Genomic DNA, 22,215 nt, shown 5'->3' on the forward strand with positions numbered 1-22,215 from the left:
GTGCGCGCGCAACGTTCCGGTCCGAATGTCGCGTCGTCGCGCTGCCTATCTTGCCCGATGATTTTGCGTTCGGCTACGGCAGCTTCTTGAGCAGGCCACCTAACAGACCGCCCGAACTGCCGGCGCTGCCCGAGGTGCCGGAGGTGCCGCCCGCCGTCGAGCTGAGCGTGCCCGTGACCGTGCCGACGAGCGCCGTCACCGGCTGCAGCAGGGCGCCGCCGCCGCTGCTGCCGCTCGTGAGCGAAGCGAGCGCACCCGTGGCCGTCGAACCGCCCGACGTGCCGGTCGGGTTGCCGGCGAGCAGGGCGCCCACCACGGGCACGCCCGCGATCGTGCCGCTGAGCGGGGTGGCCGAGAGGACGCTGTTGAGCGGCGTGTTCGTCAGCACTCCCCCGAGCGGCGTGCCCGAAAGCACGCTCGTGAGCGAGCCGACCGGCAGGTTGCCGAGCGGCGAGCTGCCAAGGCCGAGGCTCGCGAGCGTGGCCTTGAGCGGGCCGAGCGGACCGCTTGCCGCGGCGCCCGTCGGCGGACCGTTCAGTACAGCGTAATTACTGCTGCCGACGAGACTCACGATCAAGCCGGGAATCGGCGCGGCGCCGTTCGGGCCGTTCGGATTGACAAGGCCGCCCGCGTTGGTCACGGTGTTGCCGAGCGACGCGACGAGCGTGCCGACATCGGCGCCGAGCGGGTTGTTCGTGGCGGTGCTGGCCGTGCTGCCGAAGGTCGTGCCGGCCGTCGAGACCGCGCCGCCCAGCTTGGCGAGCACGCCCGAAAGCGGCACGCCGAGGCCCGTCGTCGTTCCCACCTGCTGAGTGACGAGACCGGCCGTGAGCACGATCGGCGTGATGGCCGTGCTGATGGGCTGCGTGACCTGTTGCACGGGCGCCGAGGAGAGCACGTTGCCAAGGACCGCGCCGCCCGCGTTGACCGTGTTCGCCGTCGTGGCGAGCACGCCTGCCACCGGCGACGTGACGGGGGAAAGCGGCGAGAGCGGGCCGCTGCCGAGACCGCTCACGGTCGACGAAAGGCCGTTGACTACACCGCTCGTCGAGCTCACCACGCTGCCGAGGCCGGCAACCGTGGCGCCCACCGGGTTCGTGCTCGATCCGGTCTGGCCGACACCGCCCGCGAGGTCGTTGGCGAGCGCGTTGACCACGCCGCCCGTGCTCGCGACGGTGCTGCCGAGGCCCGACGTGACGCCGCTCGCGCCGGGTATGGGTGCGGAACTGATGGTGTTGCCGAGGTCGGCGGCAGTCTTGGCGACCGAGGTCAGCGCACCGCTCGTCCCGGTTGTGCCGCTGGACGTCGTCGAGCCCCCGCCACCCGTGTTCGTGCCGCTGCCGCCGCCCGTCGAGCCGGTCGTGGTGCCGCCTCCCGTGCCGCTGGTGCCGCCGGTGCCGGTTGCACCGCTCGCCGCGGTGTTGGGCGGCGTATAGCTGCTGCCGCCGCAGGCCGCGAGCGCGCACGCTACCGCGCAGGCGAGCGCCGTGAGGCGCAAGCCGCGCACGAGCGTCTGGGTCTGTTCGTTGAAAACCGCCGTTGCGCTGGTGGACATGACGGTGTCTCCTCGTTTGAAAGAGTGGTTCGAATGCGCTTATTTCTTGGCGCCGAGCAGGCCGCCCACGAGCGAGGTCAAGCCGGCGAGCGGGCCCGTCGTGCTGCTGCTCGTCCCGCCGCTCGAGGACACGAGCGAGAGACCTGGGGTGGTGCTGCCGCTGCTCGCGCCATGCGAGCCCGAGGCGCTCGCGCCCGTGCCGGCCACGGCGCCGACACCGACTCCTACGCCGACACCGCCTGCTGCGCCGGTGACCGTGCTGGTCAGGCTTGAGACGAGGCTCGTCACGGGGGCGAGCGGATTGCTGCCGCTGCTGCCGGAACTGCCGGCGCCGCCGATGCCGCCGGTCAAGCCGCCAAGAAGGCTCGTGACAGGGGCAAGCGGGCCGCTGCCCGAGCTGCCCGAGCCGCCGGTCGCGCTACCGAGGAGGCTCGTGATCGGAGCGAGCGGATTGCTGCTCGAGCTACCGCCTGTCAGCAGTCCACCGGCCGAGGCGACCGTCTTGCCCGTATCGGCGACGAGCGTGCCGACGCCGGTAGTGACCGGATTCGTGCCGCCGCCCGCCTGTGCGACGAGCGCGCCGCCCTTCTGGAGTCCGCCGCCGACCGCCTGCAGCAGGCCGTTGACCGGCGTGCCGACGCCCGTGGCATTGCCAAGCGTTTGCGTGGTGGCGGCGAGCACCGAGGTGATCGGCGTGATGGCCGAGCTGAGCTGCTGCGTGACCTGCTGGACCGGCCCTTGCGAAAGGGCCGACGTGAGCGTCTGGCCGCCGGTGGTGAGCGCCGAGCCGAGCGTGTCGACGGCGCCGCCGACGGGCGTCGTGAGCGCGGCGAGCGGCGCGAGCGGGCCGCTGCCGAGGCTCGTGACGAGCTGGCCGGCGCTCGTGACGGCCTTGCCGACGTCGCTCACGGCGCCGCCGGTGCTGGCGAGCGTGGTGCCGACCGGATTGCTGCCGGCGCCGATCTGGCCGAGGCCTTGCGAAACGCCCGTGCCGAGCGCCGAGACGGCCGCGCCGGCGTTCTGCACGATACCGCCGGCGGCGCTCGTGGTCGCGGAGCTGACACCCGGCAACGATTGCGAGGCGATCAACGTGCCGAGACCCGTTGCCGTCGAGCCGGCGGCATTCACGACATTGCCGGCGGCGTTCGCGACCTGGCCCACGGCATTGGCGGCGACGGTCGAACCGCCGCCGCCCGAACCGTTGCCATTGCCGTTGCTGCCGGTCGTGGTGCCGCCCCCGTTCCCCCCTCCATTGCCCGTGCCGCTGCCGCTATCGCCGGTGGTCGTGCCGCCATTACCGCTTCCCGTGCTGCTGCCGTTGCTGCCGGTGGTGGTGCCTGCACCGCTGTCGCCGCTTCCGCTCGAACTGCCCGAGCCGCTGGAGCCGCTCGTGGACAGTGTGCCGCCGCCGCTACCCGTGCCCGTGCCGCTGCTGAGCGTGCCGGAGCCGCCGCATGCGCTCAACGAAAGCATGGCGGCGGCGGTGGCCGCGATGAGCGTCAAGCGTGCGGCGTTGCCGATCGTGTTCTGATGCATGGTGCCCTCGTCTCGTGTGGTATCTGCTTGTGTCATTTGTCTGGACTACGTGCCCATATCTGCAACAGATGTGCCAGGCAGCGGCGAGGGCGATGACGTGCAGAAAACCGCGTACTAGAGGGGTTTTTCAAATCAAGGCGTGCCAAGCATCTGGCCGCGTCTTTTGTCGAAGGAATCGTTTGCACGGATGTCGCGAGACCTTGTGCTGGCAAGCGTTACGTCACGTAACGCCGGCATGGCGGCGTTACGGAACAAGACGTAACGCGATGACTTTCTAGTCCTGAATAGTGCAGTCATGGTTTGTCCGAGCTAAACAACACAACGCCCATGCCGATAATGAAAATACGAGAGGGCGATTGCGCAACGAAGGTTGTTACGCTATAAAAGCCGCACAAGGAGAGCCGGACGCATGCATCAGGAGAGGTATGTATGCGATTTGGGCCAACGTCAGCGAGCCGTAATAGAGGCTCGCGCGCAGCTGGACCGGATGCGCAGGCGACTATTCACGATACGGGCAAGGCTTTGTGAAGCCGGCGCAGGACAACGTGAAAGCGAAATAAAGAGAGAGAGGGCCGAAATGAACAAGCTGTTCAAACAATTCATCAAGTCGGAAGACGGGGTTACCGCGCTCGAATATGGGCTGATTGCTGGCCTGATTGCGCTGACCATTGCCGCTTCTGTCACGAGCGTGGGTAACGAGCTGAAGACTGTGTTCACGAACATCGTGACATCTGTGACTGCCGCAGTCACAGCTTCAGCCGGCTAAGCGACTTATCGTTCCGAGTTCGCAGTAGTCCGTAATAAAGCGGTCGTTCCGCTTTGCCCGCGCGCCGGTCTTTCGGCGCGCGCGAATTGCTGCGCGCGTCGAAAGACCGGCTATGACACTCACCCTACTCAGCGGCCTCGTGTTCGGCGCCTGGACGGTGGCAGTCGCGATCGGCGATTGCTGTTCCCGCCGTGTGCCCAACGCCCTCGTTGTGGCGGGCCTATGCGCTGCGCTCGCCGCGTCGCTGCTGCACGCCGGGCCGGCGCGCATCGGTCCCGGGCAGGCACTTGGCGCCACCTTGGTCAGTGCCGCTGCGCTCATGCCGTGCTTCGTGCTCGGCGTAATGGGTGCGGGCGACGTCAAGGTGTTCGCCGTGCTCGGAGCGTGGTGCGGATTGCATCTGTTGTTCGACCTGTGGATCGTCGCTAGTATCGCTGCGGGTGTGCATGCTGCGGCGACGCTGATCGCGCTCCGCTGGCGCAGCAGTGCGGCACGATCTCAAGGAGTGCAGATATTTACGGTGGGTGGGCGGCGCGGTACGCCATACGCCGCCTACCTGACCATGCTGGCCTTTGCATGGCTTGCGTGGCAGTTCGCGCTCGGGAGTACGCGATGAGCCGGGTCACGGGCAAGCCCATGCGTCGCACGACGCAGCGCGGTACCGCCGCAGTTGAATTCGCGATCGTGTTTCCAGTGTTCTTCCTCGTGCTCTACGCAATCATCACGTACAGCATGGTGTTTCTCACACAGCAGAGTCTCACGGCAGCAGCGGAAGAGGGTGCGCGTGCCGCGCTCGTTTGGCAGAGCGCGACGAGCGACGAATTGGCCTTAAATGCGCGTGCCACGCAGGCATGCACGCGCGCGGCGACGGTCGTGAGCTGGCTGCCCGTCGCGGCCCACTGCACCCCCGCGATAAGCTCCGCGCCGTCGGGTTGCACGAACAATCCCGCCATGGACTGCATCCAGGTGACGCTGACTTACGCATACGAGACGAATCCACTCGTGCCGATATTGCCTCTTCTGAGCATCGCTATACCGCAGTCGCTCACCGGTCAGGCGACCGTGCAAATCGATCCGGAGAATCTGCTGTGATGCGCACTCGGACCCACTCTTACGCAATCGCGCCGCTCCACCGAAGCCAGGGTGATCGTTCATGGCGAATCTGACCAAAGTCGTCGCGGGCCTGCTGATTGCCGCTGCGCTCGTGCTCGGCGCGTTTGCCTTCATGCTGGCGCGTCGCGCGCCTCCGGCGCCGGTTGTCCAGCCCGTTTCTTCTGCAGTACAAACGCTCGTGCCGGTCGTCGTCGCCACGCGCACGCTGCCCGCGGGCCAGCCGATTCCCGCCGACGCGCTGCGCGTACAGACGCTGCCTATCCATCCCGCGGGTGCGTTCAACGACAAGGCGCTGATTGCCGGCCGCGTGCCGCTTGACGAGATCGCGGCGGACACCCCCGTGCTCGACGCGCAGCTGTCGTCGAGTCTCGCGACCAGCATCCAGCCTGGCGAGCGTGCCGTGGCGGTGCGTGTCGACGAGGTCAACGCGGTGGGCTACGAGCTCAGGCCCGGCAATTACGTCGATGTGTTTTTCACGCTGCGCCGCGACGGCGCGGTGAGCGGCGGCGAAGTGGGCCGCACCCAGGCGCGGCTTCTCGTTTCGAAGGCGCGCGTGCTGGTCTTCGGCAATCCTGCCGACGCAACGCCGCCGCGCGGCAACACGCAGCGCACGAGCGGCTTCGGCACGCAGAACATGGCGCCGCGCACCGCCGTACTCGCGGTGCCGGTGACCGAAGTGGACAAGCTGGCCCTCGCGCAAAACCAGGGACAACTGATTTTGGCGCTGCGCAATCCGACCGATGACGACACGGTCGATCCTTCGGCATTCGCGGCGCCTCCGGGCGTGATCAAGGTCGTGTCGCACGATGCGCCGCAGGGCTCGACGCGCGCGGCGGAGGGTGTGGCGCTCGATCAGCTCGCGGGCGGCAGTGCGCCGCGCGAGCCACTGGCAGCCGCAACACATCGCAACGCGCCGGCGGCGCGCGGCGGTATCGAAGTGATACGGGGCGGGCGAGCGGAAACGGTTGCCTGGTAATGTGCCGCACAGGCGCGGCGGGTTTGTGGCAAGCAAAACAATATGACGATGACGAGGAAACTCGCGGCGGCCCTCGTGGCATCCGCGTGCGCCGGGCTTCTCACGCTCGCGTTTGCGACGGCGCCCGCACGCGCTGCGCCGGGTGTGCAAGGAGGATCGGCGGCGCTGCCGCAGGCGGTCGAGCTCACGGTGGGTGAGCAGCGCACGCTGCCGGTTTCGGGCGCATTGCGGCGCATCGCGGTGGGGGATCCCTCGATCGCGGACGTGCTGATCGTGCGCGGCGACCGGCGCGGCGGCGTGCTGCTGGTCGGCAAGGCGCCGGGCACGACGAACGTGATGCTGTGGGACGGCGGCGACACGGCGAGCACGATCACGGTCAACGTGACGACGAGCGCCGCGCGTGCCTTGCTCGGCCCCGATACGCCGGCGGTGAAGACGCTGAACGGCACGGCGATCATCACGGGCGAGGCGGCGACGATGGAGGCGCACCAGCGCGCGGTGGTCGCGGCGGAGAGTGCGCTTGGCAAGGATGCGAAGCCCGATAGCGTGCTCGACGCCTCGAGCGTGGCGACGCGTGCGGTGGTTCAGGTGGATGTGCGGGTGGTGGAGTTCAGCCGGTCGGTGCTCAAGCAGATCGGATTCAACTTTTTCCGCCAGAACAACGGTTTTTCGTTCGGCTCGTTCGGACCTTCGTCGCTGTCGTCGGGCGCGAACAATACGGCAGCGCCCACGGCGCTCACGGGGATCACGCCGATCTCTTCGGCGTTCAATCTCGTGTTCTCGTCGGCGTCGCATGGGCTGTTTTCGGATCTGAGCCTCATGGAGACGAACAATCTCGCGCGTGTGCTGGCCGAGCCGACGCTCGTGGCGCTCTCGGGGCAGAACGCGAGTTTTCTCGCGGGCGGCGAAATTCCCGTGCCGGTGCCGCAGGCGCTCGGCGCGACGTCGATCGAATACAAGCCGTACGGCATCGGGCTCACGCTCACGCCTACCGTGCTTTCGCCGCAGCGCATCGCGCTGAAGGTCGCGCCCGAGGCGAGCCAGCTGGACTACACGAACGCCGTGACGATCAGCGGCGTTTCGGTGCCGGCGATCACGACGCGCCGTGCGGAAACGACCGTCGAGCTGGGTGATGGCGAGAGTTTCGTGATCGGCGGCCTGATCGACCGCGAGACGTCGTCGAATGTGAACAAGGTGCCGCTCCTGGGCGATCTGCCGGTGATCGGCACGTTCTTCAAGCAGCTGCAGTATCAGCAGACCGACAACGAACTGGTCATCATCGTGACGCCGCATCTGGTTTCACCGCTCGCGAAGAACGCCACGCTGCCTGCGACGCCTGGTGAGCAGTCCGAACAGCGCGACGGCCCGGTCTGGCGCGCGTTGCTGGGCGGTGCGGCCTCGCGCGATCCGGTGCCGGGATTTTCGCCGTGAGCGGGCCGGGGATGCCGGCGGCGCAGCAGCAAAAATGGGAGAGCAGTCATGAACGCGAGAGTGCACTTGCAGGCTGACCGTACGGTTGCGGATTCCTTCGTATTCGCGTCGCCGGACGAAGCGCACGCGCGCTGGATCGCACGCTCGATCGGAGCGGCCGGCAAGATCGATGCCGTGGTGCTCGATCCGGCGCAGGTGACGCAGCGCATTGCGATGCACATGCCCTCGCTCCTGCTGGTGGACTTTTCGGAAGGGCGCGGCGCGGCGGCGAGTGCGGTGGCCGCGGCCGCGCACGCGGCATTTCCGGGGCTGCAGGTCATTGCGGTGGGCACGCTTGCCGAACCCGAGAGCGCCCTTGCCGCGCTGCGCGCCGGCGTGCGCGATTTCGTCGATATGGCGGCCGACGGCAGCGACGCGCTGCGTATCGTGCGCCAGGTGCTCGACAACCGCATCGAGCCGGTGAGCCGCCACGGCCATCTCACGGTGCTGCTGGGCGCGCGCGCGGGCATGGGCGTGACGACGCTTGCGGCGAACCTCGGTGCGCTGCTTGCGCACAAGGGCGCGGCGATCAACCGCCACACGGCGCTCCTCGACCTGGGCCTGCCGGCCGGCGACGGCGCGTTGCTGCTGAACGCGGGCAACGGCTTTTCGTTCGTCGACGCCGTGCGCAACTTGCGCCGCTTCGACCAGACCTTCGTGCACACGGCGCTCGCGCGCCACGAGAGCGGGCTGGCGCTGACGACCTTGCCCGCCGATCTCGGCGCGCTGCGCGAGGTCTCGTATCAATCCTCGGCAGCGCTGCTCACGCGGCTGCGCGCGTTCTTCGACCAGCAGCTGGTCGATCTCGGCGGCTTCTCGAACACGGAGTTCATCGCCCATGTCGTGCAGGCCGCCGACGATACGTGGCTCGTCTGCGACCAGAGCGTCGCCTCGATCGTTTCGGCGGCGCGCCAGCTCGATGCGCTGCGCGAGGGCGGTGTGGACCTGGCTCACGTGCAGCTCGTGCTCAACCAGTACGAGGCGGAGCTCGACCTCTCCGCCGCGCAGATCGCTTCGCGCCTTGGCATCGAACTTGCGGGAGTGTTGCCGTCGCGACGCGTGGCGCTGTGCCAGGCGGCCAACCGCGGCAAGCTGCTCGCCGAGGCGGCGCCGCGCGATCCCTATGTGCGCGCGCTGGAGGCGCTCGCCGCGCAGCTCGACGGTCAGCGGCCGCGCGCGGCGAGAAAGCTCGAGGCGCTGCGCCGCTTTCTCCCACACTCTTCGAAGCGGTCGTAGATCATGGCGGATAACATCGAATTTGCCGACGACTCCCCTCTGTTCGCGCAGAGCCAGCAGTTTCAGGACATCAAGAACGCGGCTCACGAGCATCTGCTCACACGCATCGAGGAGCTGGGCGCCGAGTTCGGCCGCTGGTCGCGCCACGCGATCAATCAGTTCGTCGATCTGGAAATGGACAGCTTCGTGCGGCTGCGCCATATCCCGATCAACGAGAGCGAGGTGCGGACCATCGCCGAGGCGCTGACGAAGGAGCTCGCGGGCTTCGGGCCGATTGAGGACCTGCTTGCCGATCCCGCCGTCGAAGACATTCTCGTGAACGGCTATAGCGATGTCTACGTGTCGCGTCACGGCATCCTCGCGAAAATTCCGGTGCGTTTCTCGGACAACGCGCATCTGCTGCGTATCGTGCGCCGCATTCTCGCGCCGATCGGGCGGCGTCTCGACGAATCGAATCCCATGGTCGATGCGCGCCTGCCCGACGGCGGGCGCATCAACGTCGTGATCGAGCCGCTCTCGCTGGCGGGTCCGATCGTCTCCATCCGCAAGTTCCGCAAGGATCCGCTGCGGCCCGACGATCTGCTCGGCAACGGCACGTTCGGCGTGGAGATCGGCGCGCTCTTCGAAGCGGCGGTGCAGGCCCGCTGCAACATACTCGTCTCGGGCGGCACGAGTTCCGGCAAGACCTCGCTGCTCAATGCGCTGGCGTTTCACATCCCCGACGTGGAGCGCGTGGTGACGATCGAAGACACCGCGGAGCTTTCGCTGAACCACCCCCACGTGGTGCGGCTGGAGAGCCGGCCGGGCGGCTTCGACGGGGCTGGCGTCGTGACCATTCGCGATCTGTTGCGCAACACGCTGCGCATGCGGCCCGATCGCATCATCGTCGGCGAAGTGCGCGGCGGCGAGGTGCTGGAAATGCTGCAGGCGATGAACACGGGCCACGACGGCTCGATGGCGACCGTGCACGCGAGTTCGCCGCGCGAGTGCCTGTATCGCCTTGAGATGCTCGCGGGCTTCGCGGGATTTCAGGGCACCGAATCGAGCCTGCGCCGGCAGATCGCGAATGCGGTCGATTTCATCGTGCAGATCGGCCGGCTGTCGAACGGGCGCCGGAGGATTCTTTCGGTTACCGAAGTAACGGGTCTGTCCGACAATGTCATCGCGACTCAGGAGCTGTACCGCTACGAGCCGGTGACTACGCCCGAGGGCGAGGAGATCGACCGCTGGGACTCGCTCGGCATCCATCCGCATTCGCCCAAGCTCGCGCGTTTCCGTCAGGCCTTGAGCGCGGCTGCCTTCGGCATGGGCGGGCGCGACGGGGGCTTCAATGTCTAGCGGGCTCGCCGTCGTCGCGGCGCTTGCGCTGCTGTTCGCGGCGTTGGGGCTCATGCTCTGGCACCGCGCGCAGACGCGTGTCGCGCGCGAGCGCGTGACACGCTTCGTCGAAAGCCGGGTAGCGGCGGCGGGCTATGGCGCTGCCGCGTCCGTGCCGAACGCACCCAATGCACCCAAAGCGCACAATGCACACAGCGCAGCCAGTGCGTCGAACGCTCAGACGCCCGCCCGCGCGGCGGCCGACCCGGATAGCTGGCGCATGCGCGCCGCGACCGCTTTCGAACACGCGATGAGCCGCGCGGGAATTGCCAATGCACGCAAGCCTGCCTTGCTCATTGCGTTCGTGACGCTGACCGCATGCCTGTGGGCAGGGCTGCTCGGCGGCGTGCTCGCCGCGCTAACCGTCATGGCGATGGTCAGCGTGCTCGTGGCGTTCGTTCTTTCGTTGCGCATGCAACGGCGGCGCGCGAGGCTGGTCGCGCAGTTGCCTTCATTTCTCGACGGTATCGTGCGTCTCGTGGTGCTCGGCAACAGCGTGCCGGCAGCGTTCCAGGCCGCACTGCAAACCACCGAGATGCCGTTGCGCGAGTGTCTCGATCGCGTCTCGCGCATGCTGCGTACCGGCGTCGAGATCGACCGCGCGCTGCATCAGGTCGCCCAGGTCTATCACGCGAACGAACTCGATCTGGTGGGCGCGGTGTTGCGCCTGTCGGTGCGCTACGGCGGGCGCGCCGACGTCATGCTCGAACGCATGGCGACCTTCATGCGCGATCTCGATCAGGCGCAGCGCGAACTCGTGGCGATGTCCGCGGAAACGCGCATGTCCGCCTGGGTGCTGGCCCTGCTGCCCGTCGGCATCGTCGGCTTTCTCATCCTCGTCAATCCGAAGTATTTTGCGGCGATGTGGTACGACGACGGCGGCCGTCACCTGGTCTACGGTGCGCTCGTGCTGCAGGTAGTGGGCGCGTATCTGCTGTATCGGCTCACGCGGTTGAGGAGCACGTTATGAATGCGGAACGGCTCGGCGTGCTCGCGCTCCTGCTGGCGGCGCTGGGTTTTGCGCTGCTGGCAGGGCAGGTGCTGAGCCGCATCGCCGCCGCCCGGCGCAGCGCGCGTACGCTCGAGCAGCGCTTCGCGAGTTACGGCGCCGAAGCGGTTGTGGCCGACGCGCGCGCGGCGGCGTCGAGCCGGGCCGACGCCGGTAGTGGTGCAGGCGGCACGACAGGCAGCGCGAAGGCCGGCCTCGGCGCGGCGGCACAAGGAGGGGCGGCGAGTGTTAGTGCGGTATCCCAGGCAAGTGCGGCGGGCGCCTCCGCGGAGGCGGCAAGCCGGCCGGCAAGCTTGCCGCCGCCGGCGCGTGCAACGGGGCTCAAGGGTTTTGTCGAAGCGTTCGCCGAGCTGGGCGCGCGCTGGCTCGATACGCCGGCGGGCCGGCTCATCGTGGCCGAAGAAGACCGGCGCGTGCTGGACCGCTGCGGCTATGTCGATGCGCGCTCGCGCGGGCTCTTTCTCGTTGCACGCGTTGCCTGCGCGACGGGGGGCGGCGCCCTCGGCGCGTGGCTCGCCGCGTTGCACGACCCGGCCGGCCATTCGCTCGTGTTCATGGGCCTGGGCGCGGTTGCGGGCGTCATGCTGCCCAAGCTCTGGTTGGCGAGGCGCGTACGTGCGCGAATCGAATCCGTCGCGAACGAGCTGCCCATGTTCGTCGATCTGCTGCGCCTGCTGCAGGGTGTGGGCCTCTCGCTCGACCAAAGCCTGCAGGTCATGGTGAACGAATTCCGCCGCGTGCTGCCGGTGCTCGCGGGCGAGATGGAGATCGCGCAGCGCCAGTTCGTCGCGGGCCGGACGCGCGAGCAATCGCTGCATCGTATGGCGTCGATCTACGAGAACGAGGACCTGCGTGCCGTGATCCGTTTGATCATTCAGGTGGACCGGCACGGCGGCGCGGTTCAGGAGCCGCTCAGGCAATTCGGCGAGCGCCTGCGCGACGTGCGCCGCGCGTCGCTGCGCGAGCGGATCGGTCGGCTCACCGTCAAGATGACCGGCGTGATGGTGCTTACGCTTTTGCCCGCGCTGCTGATCGTCACGGCGGGGCCCGGCTTGATCTCGGTGATGCGCGCGCTTGCGTCGCATCGTTGAGAGCCGGTCATGAAACACGCACACGGGGACATCATGAATCACATCGTTACGCGTCATGCGCCGGCTCTGCGCGGCGCGCTTGCCGCGGCGGCATGCATGACGCTCGTGGCGCTCGCTGCCTGTGCGTCGAAGGAGCAGGGCTACGGCGTGGGGCCGCAGGCCCAGGCGGAGATGCAGATGCGCGAGGCCACGCGCGACCCGGCGCCCGATACGCCGGGCATGTACCTGGGGCTCATCCAGCGCATGCAGGCCGACGGGCTTTATTACGCTTCGCTCGCGCATATCGACGAGTACGAGCATCAATACGGCGCGAGCCCGGAGTCGATCGTGCTGCGCGCCGATGCGTTGCGCGCGACGGGGCAGACGGCGGCGAGCGCCACGGCCTACACACAGCTGCTGACGACGCCGTTCGCGGCGCGCGGCCATCGCGGTCTTGGTCTGCTTGCAGGCGCGGCGGGCGATTTTCCGAAAGCGGCCAGCGAATTGGCGGAGGCATCGCGGCTCGAGCCCACCGACGCCACGACGCTCTCCGATCTCGGCTATGCATTGCTGCGCGAGGGCGAGGTGGCGGCGGCGCGCGTGCCGCTGCTGAAGGCCGTCGAGCTCGACACGCATAACCCGAAGATCGTCGCCAACGTCGCGCTGTATTTCGTGGCGAGCGGCGATACGGCAAGCGCGCAGGCCCTGATGGCGCAGGAGGGTCTCACGCCGGCGGCGCGCGCAGTGATCGAGCGCGACGCGCAGAACGTCGCGCAGGCTCGGCACGCGCGCGAGATGACGCACGCCCGCGCGGCGTTGGCGAGCGCGGCGGTGCCCGCGCCAACGGCGGCGATGGCAAGCGCACAGGCGAGCTGGCCGGGTGGGGAGGCGCAGCCGCGGCTCGTCGAGCGCTTGGCTCAATGACGTGCAATGACGCGCCAGGGCAGGCGGAACACGGGGAGCGATATGAAGACGACGAATAACGACAATGAAAACAACGGTGCGCGCGGCCGGCTCGCGGCGCTCGCGCTTTGCGTGTTGCTTGCGCCACAGGCTCACGCGCAGGCGAGCGATGCCGTGCCGAACAGCGAAATTGGCCATTCGGCGAGTGCGTGGCTCGATCTCCAGCGCAGCAACGCTCAGGCCGCTCCGGCGCTGCCTATGCTGGGCGCGGAAGCGGGCCTCGCCTGGCGGCGCTACCTGAAGTCGTTCGATACGGAGATTCCGGTCTCGTTCGGCTCGTCCGTCGACACGGGGCAGAGTCAGGCCAATATGGCCAATGCGCCGGCGGCTTCGGGCAGCCCGAACTGAGATGGATGCGCGCAAGCCCCAGCCGGTACGCACCGGCGCGGACGCGAGGCGCTCGCTGTTGCGGCGGCGCGCTCGCGCGCGTTTGCCTGCGCGGCGGGCGCGCGGCTCGATTGCGAGCATCGCGGCGCTCGCGCTCGTCGTGGCGGTGGCGGCGCTCGGGGTGCTCGATGTCGCCAATTACTATCTCGCGCGCCGTTCGCTGCAGAACGTCGCGGACCTTGCCGCGCTGGCCGCCGTGCAGCAGATGGATGACGCGTGCGAGCAGCCGCCCGTCACGGCATTGGCGAATGCGGCGAGCAACGGATTCACCGTTTCGTCCACGCAGACGCTGTCGACCGTTTGCGGACGGTGGGATTCGAGCGGGAGCGGCATGGCGTTCACGCAGGCTTCCAGTCCGCCGACCACTGCGGAATTGCCGCTCAACGGCGTGATCGTCACGGTGTCGGAACTCGTGCCGTATTTCTTCGTGGGGCCGGCGCGCCCGCTGCAGGTTACGTCGACAGCGAAGGCCACCGTGGTCGACTCGTTCTCGCTCGCCACCTCGCTGGCCCAGGTCAATCTGCTCAACGGGCTGTTGGGTTCGCTGCTGGGCACGAACGTCAATCTCAGTCTTGTGTCGTGGAACGGTATTGCGAATGCCAATGTCACGCTCGGCCAACTCGCCGCGGTCGCGACAAGCGCGGGGACGGTGACCGGGCTGCTCAATACGAGCGTGAGCGTGAGCGGGCTCGCGCAGCTGATGATCAACGCGCTGCAGAGCGGCGGCAGCGTGGTGTCGGCCGATGCGGCGGCGAGTATCGCGGGACTGCAGGCCATTGCGTCGGCGAGTGCGCTCAGCAATGTACAGATTCCGATCGGGGCGACGAGTTCGTCGCCAGGGCTGCTTTCGGTGGGGCTCGCCGACGCGGAGTCGGCCGCGAACGTGTCGCTCAATGCGTTGCAGGCGCTGGTCGTGGCGGCGGAGATTGCGCAGAGCGGGCAGTCGCCAGTGGGCGTGAATCTGGACCTGAGCGGATTGCCCGTCACGAGCGGGCTGTTGAACGTGAGCGTTCAGCTCAGTGTCAACGTGCTCTCTCCGCCTTCGATCGCGGTTGGCGAGGCGGGCGCCAATCCGAATCCACCGCCCCCCTGGCGCACGTATGCGCACAACGCGCAGGTCACGGTGCTGCTCGACATCGCGGGGTCGGCCGGCATCAAGGGTATTGCTACGGCATCCGTCAACGTACCGCTCTATGTCGAGGCAGCCTACGCGACGGCGGGACTCGTTTCGGCGCAATGCGGGCCGACTGCCGCAACGAGCAGTTCGGAAATCGAAGTTCAGCCGGGGCTTGTCAATCTGTGTATCGGCACGCCGCCCACTACCGCATCCGGATGGGCGACGAACAGCTGCGGTGGATCGGGCGCGCCGATCGCCGCCTTGTCGGTGCTTGGCGGGTTGTTTGGTAACTTGACCACCGCCGCCGTGGACGCCAACCTTCAACTGAATCTCCAGAACTCGCTCAGCACTCCGACCTATCTCACCTACGACGGCAACGGCGTGCAAACCGGCGTCAGCGGACCGGCCAATACCAACGACGTCGGCACCATGCTGGCGAATGGACTGACCGGTCTCGGCACCCAGCTCGGCAGCGGCAGCGGCCTGTCGCTGGAACTCGGCAGCGCCTCCGTGTCTCTGGGCGATGTCGGCACCATGCTCGCCGGCTTCCTTTCGCCGATCCTGACTTCACTCGACGCGCTGCTCCTCGAGCCATTGCTCCAACTCCTCGGCGTCCAGCTTGGCGTCGCCTCGGTCACCGACTTCCCCCTGAGCTGCGGCGTCGCGCAACTCGTCAAATAGAGCCACACGATGCGAACCACCACCCCCATCGAGGAACTCGATCTCTACGTCTGGGAGGGCAAAGCCGACATCGTCGAGCGCGTCGCGCGCTGCATGGCCAGTCTCGACGTCGACGTGATCCGCGCCGACGACACGGCCATTTCCGCGCAGCGCCTCGCCGCGCGCGCCTCCATTGCCGTGGTCAGCGTGAGCGTGATCGACACCGGCGCGCTCGTGCTGCGCGACTGGCAGGCCACGCACGGCATGCCCGTGATCTGGGTGGGCGCGGCACCGCGCGACAACGACCCGGCCATGTACCCGGCCGAATACTCCTACATTCTGCCGCTCGACTTCACCTGCGCCGAGCTGCGCGGGCTCGTCTCGAAGCTCGTGATGCAGCTGCGCGCGCATTCGGCCCAGACGGCGGGCGCCGACGTGCTCGTCGCCGAATCGGAATCGATGCACGCGCTCATGAAGGAGATCGAGACCTTCGCCGACTGCGAGACGAGCGTGCTCGTACACGGCGAGACCGGTACGGGCAAGGAGCGCGTGGCCGAACTGCTGCACCGCAAGAATGCGCGCTACGGCCAGGGTCCGTTCGTCGCCGTGAACTGCGGCGCGATTCCCGACGGTCTTTTCGAGTCGCTCTTTTTCGGCCACGCAAAAGGCTCGTTTACGGGCGCGGCGGTCGCGCACAAGGGTTATTTCGAGCAGGCCGACGGCGGCACGCTCTTTCTCGACGAGATCGGCGACCTGCCGCTCTACCAGCAGGTCAAGCTGCTGCGCGTGCTGGAGGACGGCACGGTCACGCGCATCGGTTCGGCCACACCGGTGAAAGTGGATTTTCGGCTCGTCGCGGCCACCAACCGGCAGTTGCCGAATCTCGTGAAGGAGGGGACATTCCGCGCCGATCTGTACTACCGGCTCGCGGTGATCGAACTGATCGTGCCGTCGCTCGAGGAGCGGGGCGCCGTCGACAAGATTGCGCTCTTCAAGGCGTTCGTGGCGATCGTGGTGGGCGAGGAGCGGCTTGCCACGCTGCCCGAGCTGCCGTACTGGCTGGCCGATTCGGTTGCGGCAATGCGCTTTCCGGGCAACGTGCGCGAGTTGCGCAACCTGGCCGAGCGCATCGGGGTGACGGTGCGCCAGACGGGCAGCTGGGACGCCCCGCGCCTGCGCCGGCTGCTGGCGGGCTCGCTCGGGGTACAGCCGGCCACGGCGGAGGCCGGGCTGCCGGTGATCGACCGCAGCAAATGGGACATGGCCGAGCGCAGCCGGCTGCTGGCGGCGCTGGACCAGAACGGCTGGCGGCGCAAGGATACGGCCCAGTTCCTCGGCATCAGCCGCAAGGTGTTGTGGGAAAAGATACGCAAGTACCAAATTTTCGACGAGGAGCCCGAAACGCGGGAAAGTGAGTAATAATTAGACGGTTTTGCCAAAACTAGAACTGTTCAAAGCAGGAACTACATGGACTACAAGTGGAGAGTTCGACAGGCGGCACTGGCAGTCATGGTGCTGTTCGGGGGTATCGAGGCCGGCTGCGCGCAAGCGTTGCCGCAAGGCAATGGGGCGACCACCCAGCCGGCGGTTCAGGCCGCGCCCGCCGCTACCGAGGCGTTGCCGGCAGCGGCGCCCGCTTCTGAAGCGGCGGCCCAAAGCCAAACGATTGCGCTGACGCCGGACGAGGCGCAGCAGAACGCGGCGGGCAATGTGGCCGAGCTGCAGCAGATGATTCGCGGGTCGGATCTGAACGAGCTGCGCACGACCTACAACGGCACGTATGGCGCGAGTCTGCTGTTTTACGGCAAGGAGATGATCTACTACGTCGCGCTGTTCCAGAACAAGACGTTCTGGCGCGTCATCAAGACCAGCGACGAGACGCGCGCCGAGGCGATTTACCGCGATTTCGCGCAAAAGTCCCAGCAACTCGCCGAAGTGGAGATCCGCCGGATCCGCCTCTCGGCGCAGAAGGCCTTTACCGACCGCATGATCGCCCTGACCCAGGATCACGCGAACCGCCTTCAGGCGGATCTCGCGATCGCGCGTCAGCAACAGGCGGTCGTGGCCGACCAGCAGAAGCAGACGCGCGACCAGGCGAATTCACTGCAGGTCGAGAAGGCGGCGGCTCAGGACCAGCTGCGTGCCGCGCAGCGTCAGGTTCGCGAACTGCAGCGCCAGGTGGATGGCGGCTTGCCGGCGCAGTGAGCGTTGTGCCGCCCTCGCGGGTGGCATGACGCAGAGGCGAGGCGGAAAAGCCGGGCTGGTGCGCTGGCCCGGTATGCCGCTTAGCACGGCTTAGCGCCGTTTCGCTCGCGTAGTTTATTCAATGCGGCGCTCCACCATGGGGCGCCGTTTTCATTCGTGCCGGTGTTCTGGCTCCGCGCGGGCGGTGCGCTACGGTACGCTCAGTCGACGGGCCTCCGCGCCGCTGCGGCGCGACACGCTTTCCCAGATCGCCACGACGATCATCACGCCGGTCGTCAGCGTGCCGGCCATCAGCAGGTCGGTGTGCAGCGCGAGCGGCGCCGCGAGCGCAAAGAGCGCAAGCCCGATCCAGTGCGAGAGCGGGAACCCGCCATAGACCACGCGCTTGTAGAGGCCGTTGCCGACGACGTAGAGCGCGGGGCCGCCGATCAGCAGCGAGGCCTCGGTCATGCCGACGCGCGTTGCCGGATGCAGGATGACGAGATCGTCGCCGGCCGCGGCCGCGATCATGCCGGCAATCAGCACCGCGTGGACATAGTGGAAGGCCGCGGCCATCAGGCCCGGTTCAGACGCTTCCTCGATCGCCCGGCTGCCCGCGCGGCTGCTCGTGTCGAAGTACACCCACCACATGGCGATGCTGCCTGCGAAGCAGACCGCGAATGCGATCGCGACGGGGACGCTCCATTGCGCGATGTCGGAAAAGGTGCCGCCCGTGACCACCACCGACTCGCCGAGCGCGAGGATCACGAAGCCCTGGCAGCGTTCGGCGATATGGCCGCCTGCCGCGGTGCGCCAGTCGGCGCCCGTCGAGCGGCCGAGCAGGGGAAGCGCGAAGCCGAACATCGGCGAGAGGTATTCGCACAGCACGGCCGCGCTCCACCAGACGAGGCGCGCATAACCGTCGGCGAAACCGCCGGCGATCCACAGGCAGCCCGAAATGGCGAGCCAGCCCGCAATGCGGCGGAAATTCGCGGTGAGCGCGTGGCGCGAGCCGAGGAACACCAGCACGACGAGGCTGCGCCCCAGCTGCAGCACGACATAGCTTGCGGCGAACATGAGCCCGCGTGTGCCGAACGCGAGCGGCAGGCTTGCGGCCATCACCATGCCGACGAGCATTGCCACGAAGAGCAGCAGCCGCACGGGAATGCGATCGGGGTCGAACCAGTTCGTGACCCAGCACGTGTACTGCCAGCCCAGCCAGACGGCGAACCAGAGCACGAGCGTCTGCACGGCGCCGACGATCGACAGATCGTGGACGAGCCGATGGGAAAGTTGTGTGACGGCGAAGGCGTAAATGAGGTCGAAGAACAGTTCGACGTAGGTCACGGCGGCATGGGCGCCGTCGCGCTCGCGCAGGAAATGGGCGTTACGGGCGGCGCTCATGCGGGCGAGGAGAAAGGGTCACGAAAAGACGCACAAAAAAGACGCACCAAAAGCCGCACGGGCCTCACGCCCGCGCGATGCTTGCGCCTCATCCGGGGTCAGTGCTTGCCGCCGTGGTGGCCGCCATCGTGATGCTTTTTCTTGCCGTCCCTGGCGTCCTCGCCGGACTCGCGGTTGCCGCGCTCGGGCCCCACGGCGATGGGGTCGCTGGCCGGAAAGGTTTCCTCGAGGGCTTCGTCGAGCGGATCTTCCGGCGCGGGTGCAGGGGCTTTCGGCTTCGATGCGCTCATGACGTTCTCCGTGGAGGGATCATGCGTACCAGCATATCGCAACCGGTAAAACCATGAGCGCGATCGGGTCGCAGCCCGCTACGGCAGTCCGTGCCTGCCCGGGGGAGAGGCGAGGGAAGAAGCAGGAGAGCAGGGCAGACGCATGCCTGCCCTGCGCGAGCAAAAAGGATCAGGCGTTGCCCGAGCCGTCGCCGCCGTTGTTGCCGCCGTTATTGACGGTGCCGTAGAGCCGCCGGCGGCGCGTGACGACGACCGGGCCGTCCTGCGGCGCGCGCTCGCCGCCGGCGGGCGCGGGCGAGGACCACGATTCGCGCGGTTCGCGCGGCTCTCTGGGCTCGCGCGGTTCGCGTGGTTCACGCGGACCGTGGCCCCCGTGCGGGCCGCGGCTCGTGTGCTCGCCGCCGTGCGCGGGGCGCGCCGGACGCGGACCGGGCCGCGTGCCCGTGTCGAGCTGGATCGTGGAGATGGCTCGCTTGTAGATGCCTTGCAGGCCGACGGGCGTGCGCAGCATTACCAGATACTGATCGAACGACTCGATGCAGCCGGTCAGGCGAATGCCGTTGACCAGATAGATTTCTACGCGCTTTCGTTCCTTGCGCGCGGCGTTCATGAAGTCGTTTTGCGGATGCGATTCTGCGGAAGCCATGGACGAATTTTTGACCTGGCGGCTCGATGCCGCATTCAGTTGGAAACGTTTGCTCGCCGGGATTTTACCCTGTGTCGACGAGCGGCGCGAAAGTGAACATACATTACTGCAGCACTATACCGGCTTGGAACCGGCTTCGCAGTTCGGTTGCGGGTGGGCATCGCTGTGTCCCCTCTCGTCGGGCAAGGCGGTCAGGGCTTCCCGCGGACGGCCTGCGCGCGCTGTAACGTCGCCTCGCGATGCACGGCGCTCGCGCCTACACTGTAATAGTACGCTGTGACAGTACGCCGCATTTACTGCGCGCGTTTTCATAGCGTAGTGCAAAGCAGCCGTGCATGCGCGAGTTGCATTCAACCCGATTGTCGCGTTGCGTACCTCATTTCTTCCGTGCGCCGGCTCACATGGGGTGTGCTCTCGTTGCACAGGGGCATGGCGAGGTATCCCAGGCAAACCGGCCGGATGTGTTTCGAGCAGGAGGCGACGATGAGACGGTTGCGCATATTTCTTGCGTGGCTGATGCTGGCCACGATTTCCGCCGCAGGGCTCGCCGCGTGCAGCGGCATGGGGTCGAGCAGCGGTTCGTCGGGAAGCTCGGGCAGCAGTAGTTCGGGCGGCAGCAGCTACTGACGGGCTGGTGTCGGCCGCCCGGATTTCAGACGGCGGACGAGCCCGCCGTCTGCTTGCGTATTGCTTCGTCGCGCAGTTCGCGCCGCAGGATCTTGCCGATGTTCGATTGCGGGAGCGTGTCGCGAAATTCGACGAGGCGCGGCACCTTGTAGCCCGTGAGCTGCTGGCGGCAGAAGTGAATGAGCGCCTCTTCGGTGAGCGCCGGGTCGCGCTTCACGACGAACACCTTGATGCGTTCGCCCTGCACGGGGTCGGGCACGCCGACTGCTGCGACCTCGCGCACGCCCGGATGGGCGGCGAGCACGTCCTCGATCTCGTTCGGGTACACGTTGAAGCCGGAGACGAGGATCATGTCCTTCTTGCGGTCGATGAGACGCACGTAACCTTGCGCGTCCATCACGCCGATGTCGCCCGTGGCGAGCCAGCCTTGCGCGTCGAGCACCTTGGCCGTTTCGTCGGGGCGGTTCCAGTAGCCCTGCATGACCTGCGGACCTTTTACGCATAGTTCGCCGGCTTCGCCGACGTTGGCCCAGCTGCCGTCGTCGCGCCGGAAGCGCACGAGCGTGGAGGGCGCGGGCAGGCCCACCAGTCCTTCGAAGTCCTGCAGATGTTCGATATCGACCGGGGTCATCGTCACGATCGGGGAGCATTCGGTCAGGCCGTAGCCCTCGACGATCGGCTTGCCCGTCACGGCCTTGAAGCGTTCGGCCACGGCCTTCTGGGTGGCCATGCCGCCCGCCATCGCGAGCTTGAGGCCCGAGAAGTCGCGCTGGCGGAACTCCTCGTTTTCGAGCATCGCGTTGTAGAGCGTATTGACCGCCGACATGCAGCTGAAGGTCTCGTGGCGGATCGTCTTCATGACGCGCTTGAGATCGCGCGGATTCGCAATGAGGATGTTGCGTCCGCCGAGCGCCATGAAGATCATCGCGTTCACGGTGAGCGAATAGATGTGATAGAGCGGCAGCGGCGTGAGGACGGTTTCCTGGTGATCTTCGCCGGCGTCGAACTGGCCGCCGGTCCATGCTTTGGCTTGCAGCAGGTTGGCGATCATGTTGCCGTGCGTGAGCATCGCGCCTTTGGCGACGCCCGTGGTGCCGCCCGTGTATTGCAGGAAGGCGAGATCGTCGAACTTGACGTTCACGGGCGCCACGGGGCGGCGCGCGCCCTGTGCGAGCGCTTCGAGGAGCGGCACGGCTTGCGGCAGACGATAGGCAGGGACCATCTTCTTCACGTGCCGCAGCATGAAGTTGATGAAGCGCCCCTTGAGGTTGAAGCCCTCGCCGAGCAGATCACCGAGGCCCGTCAAGACGATGTGCTTTACGCGCGTGCCGGGCAGTGCTTCTTCGAGAACCTTGGCGAAGTTTTCGAACACGATGATGGTTTCGGCGCCGCTGTCCTTTAGCTGGTGGGCAAGCTCACGCGGCGTGTAGAGCGGATTCACGTTGACCACGACGGCGCCGGCCTTGAGGGCGCCGAAGAGCGCCACCGGGTATTGCAGCGTGTTGGGCAGCATGATGGCGACGCGCTCGCCGGGCTTCACGCCCTGGCCTTGCAGCCACGAGGCGAACGCGGTGGCGCGGCGCGCGAGCGCGGCATAGGTCATCGGCGAGCCGGCGCTCACATAGGCCACGCGATCGCCGAAGCGCGCCGTGCAGTGGTCGAAGAACTGCGCGAGCGAGCTGTATTGACGCACGTTCACGTCGCGCGGCACGTCGGCCGGATACGACGCGTACCAGGCGCCGTCCGTGTCGGGCGCGTCATGCGCCGCTGTCTGGGCTGTGCCCGGAATGGCTGCGGCGGCCGTGGGCGTGCGGGGCGTGTCGGTCATG

At 67.4% G+C, this 22,215-nt stretch carries 21 protein-coding genes; 15 read left to right on the plus strand and 6 right to left on the minus strand.

The genetic code is table 11. The annotated features are described in order from the left end of the window. Nucleotides 1-73: 73 nt before the first annotated feature. A complete protein-coding gene (locus BAC01S_RS32095) occupies nt 74-1,555 on the minus strand; it encodes a collagen-like triple helix repeat-containing protein (RefSeq protein ID WP_043203070.1) in 1,482 nt (493 codons plus the stop codon). Nucleotides 1,556-1,594: 39 nt separating this feature from the next. Next, nucleotides 1,595-3,091, minus strand: a complete 1,497-nt coding sequence (locus BAC01S_RS20975; protein ID WP_027796525.1) for a collagen-like triple helix repeat-containing protein — start codon at nt 3,089-3,091, stop codon at nt 1,595-1,597. 577 nt (nt 3,092-3,668) lie between these two features. Between BAC01S_RS20975 and BAC01S_RS20980 the strand changes: the two genes are divergently transcribed. From BAC01S_RS20980 to BAC01S_RS21045, 14 genes are all read left to right on the plus strand, one after another. Further along, entirely contained in the window at nt 3,669-3,857 is a 189-nt protein-coding gene (locus BAC01S_RS20980; RefSeq protein WP_027796526.1) for a Flp family type IVb pilin, read from the plus strand. Between the two features lie 112 nt (nt 3,858-3,969). Continuing rightward, a complete protein-coding gene (locus BAC01S_RS20985) occupies nt 3,970-4,473 on the plus strand; it encodes an A24 family peptidase (protein WP_027796527.1) in 504 nt (167 codons plus the stop codon). Then, a complete protein-coding gene (locus BAC01S_RS20990; RefSeq protein WP_027796528.1) occupies nt 4,470-4,949 on the plus strand; it encodes a TadE/TadG family type IV pilus assembly protein in 480 nt (159 codons plus the stop codon). Before BAC01S_RS20985 ends, BAC01S_RS20990 begins: the two co-directional genes overlap by 4 nt. 61 nt (nt 4,950-5,010) lie before the next feature. Further along, complete coding sequence (cpaB, locus tag BAC01S_RS20995; RefSeq protein WP_027796529.1) at nt 5,011-5,946, plus strand: Flp pilus assembly protein CpaB; 936 nt, start codon at nt 5,011-5,013, stop codon at nt 5,944-5,946. 48 nt (nt 5,947-5,994) lie between these two features. Continuing rightward, nucleotides 5,995-7,377 (plus strand): type II and III secretion system protein family protein, encoded by a 1,383-nt coding sequence (locus BAC01S_RS21000; protein ID WP_027796530.1) that lies wholly within the window; start codon nt 5,995-5,997, stop codon nt 7,375-7,377. A 48-nt stretch (nt 7,378-7,425) separates the two neighbouring features. Next, the gene (locus tag BAC01S_RS21005; protein ID WP_027796531.1) at nt 7,426-8,652 is read left to right on the plus strand and encodes a fimbrial protein; all 1,227 of its coding nucleotides are present in this window, start codon (nt 7,426-7,428) and stop codon (nt 8,650-8,652) included. A 3-nt stretch (nt 8,653-8,655) separates the two neighbouring features. Continuing rightward, nucleotides 8,656-9,990, plus strand: a complete 1,335-nt coding sequence (locus tag BAC01S_RS21010) for a CpaF family protein (protein ID WP_027796532.1) — start codon at nt 8,656-8,658, stop codon at nt 9,988-9,990. After that, nucleotides 9,983-10,999 carry a type II secretion system F family protein gene (locus tag BAC01S_RS21015; protein WP_027796533.1) on the plus strand — a complete coding sequence of 339 codons (1,017 nt, stop codon included), beginning with the start codon at nt 9,983-9,985 and terminating at the stop codon, nt 10,997-10,999. The genes BAC01S_RS21010 and BAC01S_RS21015 overlap by 8 nt, the downstream gene beginning before the upstream one ends. Beyond that, nucleotides 10,996-12,129, plus strand: a complete 1,134-nt coding sequence (locus tag BAC01S_RS21020; RefSeq protein WP_027796534.1) for a type II secretion system F family protein — start codon at nt 10,996-10,998, stop codon at nt 12,127-12,129. Before BAC01S_RS21015 ends, BAC01S_RS21020 begins: the two co-directional genes overlap by 4 nt. A gap of 33 nt (nt 12,130-12,162) precedes the next feature. Next, complete coding sequence (locus BAC01S_RS21025; protein ID WP_027796535.1) at nt 12,163-13,032, plus strand: tetratricopeptide repeat protein; 870 nt, start codon at nt 12,163-12,165, stop codon at nt 13,030-13,032. 42 nt (nt 13,033-13,074) lie between these two features. After that, nucleotides 13,075-13,419: a DUF3613 domain-containing protein gene (locus BAC01S_RS32100; RefSeq protein WP_043203111.1), complete on the plus strand. Its 345-nt coding sequence runs from the start codon at nt 13,075-13,077 to the stop codon at nt 13,417-13,419. Between the two features lies 1 nt (nt 13,420). After that, on the plus strand, nt 13,421-15,256 hold the full coding sequence (locus BAC01S_RS32105; RefSeq protein ID WP_043203072.1) for a pilus assembly protein TadG-related protein: 1,836 nt from the start codon (nt 13,421-13,423) through the stop codon (nt 15,254-15,256). A gap of 9 nt (nt 15,257-15,265) precedes the next feature. Next, nucleotides 15,266-16,654 (plus strand): sigma 54-interacting transcriptional regulator, encoded by a 1,389-nt coding sequence (locus BAC01S_RS21040; RefSeq protein WP_027796536.1) that lies wholly within the window; start codon nt 15,266-15,268, stop codon nt 16,652-16,654. A gap of 48 nt (nt 16,655-16,702) precedes the next feature. After that, the gene (locus BAC01S_RS21045) at nt 16,703-17,440 is read left to right on the plus strand and encodes a DUF2968 domain-containing protein (RefSeq protein ID WP_027796537.1); all 738 of its coding nucleotides are present in this window, start codon (nt 16,703-16,705) and stop codon (nt 17,438-17,440) included. A 189-nt stretch (nt 17,441-17,629) separates the two neighbouring features. On the opposite strand, the gene BAC01S_RS21050 is transcribed toward BAC01S_RS21045, so the two are convergent. The 3 genes from BAC01S_RS21050 to hfq form a co-directional block, all read right to left on the minus strand. Next, nucleotides 17,630-18,823 (minus strand): low temperature requirement protein A, encoded by a 1,194-nt coding sequence (locus tag BAC01S_RS21050; protein WP_027796538.1) that lies wholly within the window; start codon nt 18,821-18,823, stop codon nt 17,630-17,632. A 98-nt stretch (nt 18,824-18,921) separates the two neighbouring features. Further along, a complete protein-coding gene (locus BAC01S_RS21055) occupies nt 18,922-19,113 on the minus strand; it encodes a hypothetical protein (RefSeq protein WP_027796539.1) in 192 nt (63 codons plus the stop codon). A 169-nt stretch (nt 19,114-19,282) separates the two neighbouring features. After that, nucleotides 19,283-19,759, minus strand: a complete 477-nt coding sequence (hfq, locus tag BAC01S_RS21060; RefSeq protein ID WP_027796540.1) for an RNA chaperone Hfq — start codon at nt 19,757-19,759, stop codon at nt 19,283-19,285. Between the two features lie 483 nt (nt 19,760-20,242). Here hfq and BAC01S_RS34780 point away from each other — a divergent pair, with 483 nt between their 5' ends. Continuing rightward, nucleotides 20,243-20,386: a hypothetical protein gene (locus BAC01S_RS34780; RefSeq protein WP_156954490.1), complete on the plus strand. Its 144-nt coding sequence runs from the start codon at nt 20,243-20,245 to the stop codon at nt 20,384-20,386. Nucleotides 20,387-20,411: 25 nt separating this feature from the next. Here the strand turns inward: BAC01S_RS34780 and BAC01S_RS21070 are convergent, their stop codons facing one another. Further along, nucleotides 20,412-22,214 (minus strand): AMP-binding protein, encoded by a 1,803-nt coding sequence (locus tag BAC01S_RS21070; protein WP_027796541.1) that lies wholly within the window; start codon nt 22,212-22,214, stop codon nt 20,412-20,414. Between the last annotated feature and the right edge of the window lies 1 nt (nt 22,215).

This window comes from Paraburkholderia acidipaludis NBRC 101816 (assembly GCF_000684975.1).
GTDB lineage: Bacteria > Pseudomonadota > Gammaproteobacteria > Burkholderiales > Burkholderiaceae > Paraburkholderia > Paraburkholderia acidipaludis.

Bases quoted from the DNA above. Each gene is read 5' to 3' on its own strand.
- BAC01S_RS20980 (WP_027796526.1), top strand. From the start codon at position 3,669: ATGAACAAGCTGTTCAAACAATTCATCAAGTCGGAAGACGGGGTTACC.
- BAC01S_RS32095 (WP_043203070.1), bottom strand. From the start codon at position 1,555: ATGTCCACCAGCGCAACGGCGGTTTTCAACGAACAGACCCAGACGCTC.
- cpaB (WP_027796529.1), top strand. From the start codon at position 5,011: ATGGCGAATCTGACCAAAGTCGTCGCGGGCCTGCTGATTGCCGCTGCG.
- BAC01S_RS21070 (WP_027796541.1), bottom strand. From the start codon at position 22,214: ATGACCGACACGCCCCGCACGCCCACGGCCGCCGCAGCCATTCCGGGC.
- BAC01S_RS21020 (WP_027796534.1), top strand. From the start codon at position 10,996: ATGAATGCGGAACGGCTCGGCGTGCTCGCGCTCCTGCTGGCGGCGCTG.
- BAC01S_RS21010 (WP_027796532.1), top strand. From the start codon at position 8,656: ATGGCGGATAACATCGAATTTGCCGACGACTCCCCTCTGTTCGCGCAG.
- BAC01S_RS32100 (WP_043203111.1), top strand. From the start codon at position 13,075: ATGAAGACGACGAATAACGACAATGAAAACAACGGTGCGCGCGGCCGG.
- BAC01S_RS21005 (WP_027796531.1), top strand. From the start codon at position 7,426: ATGAACGCGAGAGTGCACTTGCAGGCTGACCGTACGGTTGCGGATTCC.
- BAC01S_RS32105 (WP_043203072.1), top strand. From the start codon at position 13,421: ATGGATGCGCGCAAGCCCCAGCCGGTACGCACCGGCGCGGACGCGAGG.
- BAC01S_RS20985 (WP_027796527.1), top strand. From the start codon at position 3,970: ATGACACTCACCCTACTCAGCGGCCTCGTGTTCGGCGCCTGGACGGTG.
- BAC01S_RS21025 (WP_027796535.1), top strand. From the start codon at position 12,163: ATGAATCACATCGTTACGCGTCATGCGCCGGCTCTGCGCGGCGCGCTT.
- BAC01S_RS21055 (WP_027796539.1), bottom strand. From the start codon at position 19,113: ATGAGCGCATCGAAGCCGAAAGCCCCTGCACCCGCGCCGGAAGATCCG.
- BAC01S_RS20975 (WP_027796525.1), bottom strand. From the start codon at position 3,091: ATGCATCAGAACACGATCGGCAACGCCGCACGCTTGACGCTCATCGCG.
- BAC01S_RS21015 (WP_027796533.1), top strand. From the start codon at position 9,983: ATGTCTAGCGGGCTCGCCGTCGTCGCGGCGCTTGCGCTGCTGTTCGCG.
- BAC01S_RS21000 (WP_027796530.1), top strand. From the start codon at position 5,995: ATGACGAGGAAACTCGCGGCGGCCCTCGTGGCATCCGCGTGCGCCGGG.
- BAC01S_RS21040 (WP_027796536.1), top strand. From the start codon at position 15,266: ATGCGAACCACCACCCCCATCGAGGAACTCGATCTCTACGTCTGGGAG.
- hfq (WP_027796540.1), bottom strand. From the start codon at position 19,759: ATGGCTTCCGCAGAATCGCATCCGCAAAACGACTTCATGAACGCCGCG.
- BAC01S_RS21050 (WP_027796538.1), bottom strand. From the start codon at position 18,823: ATGAGCGCCGCCCGTAACGCCCATTTCCTGCGCGAGCGCGACGGCGCC.
- BAC01S_RS34780 (WP_156954490.1), top strand. From the start codon at position 20,243: ATGAGACGGTTGCGCATATTTCTTGCGTGGCTGATGCTGGCCACGATT.
- BAC01S_RS21045 (WP_027796537.1), top strand. From the start codon at position 16,703: ATGGACTACAAGTGGAGAGTTCGACAGGCGGCACTGGCAGTCATGGTG.
- BAC01S_RS20990 (WP_027796528.1), top strand. From the start codon at position 4,470: ATGAGCCGGGTCACGGGCAAGCCCATGCGTCGCACGACGCAGCGCGGT.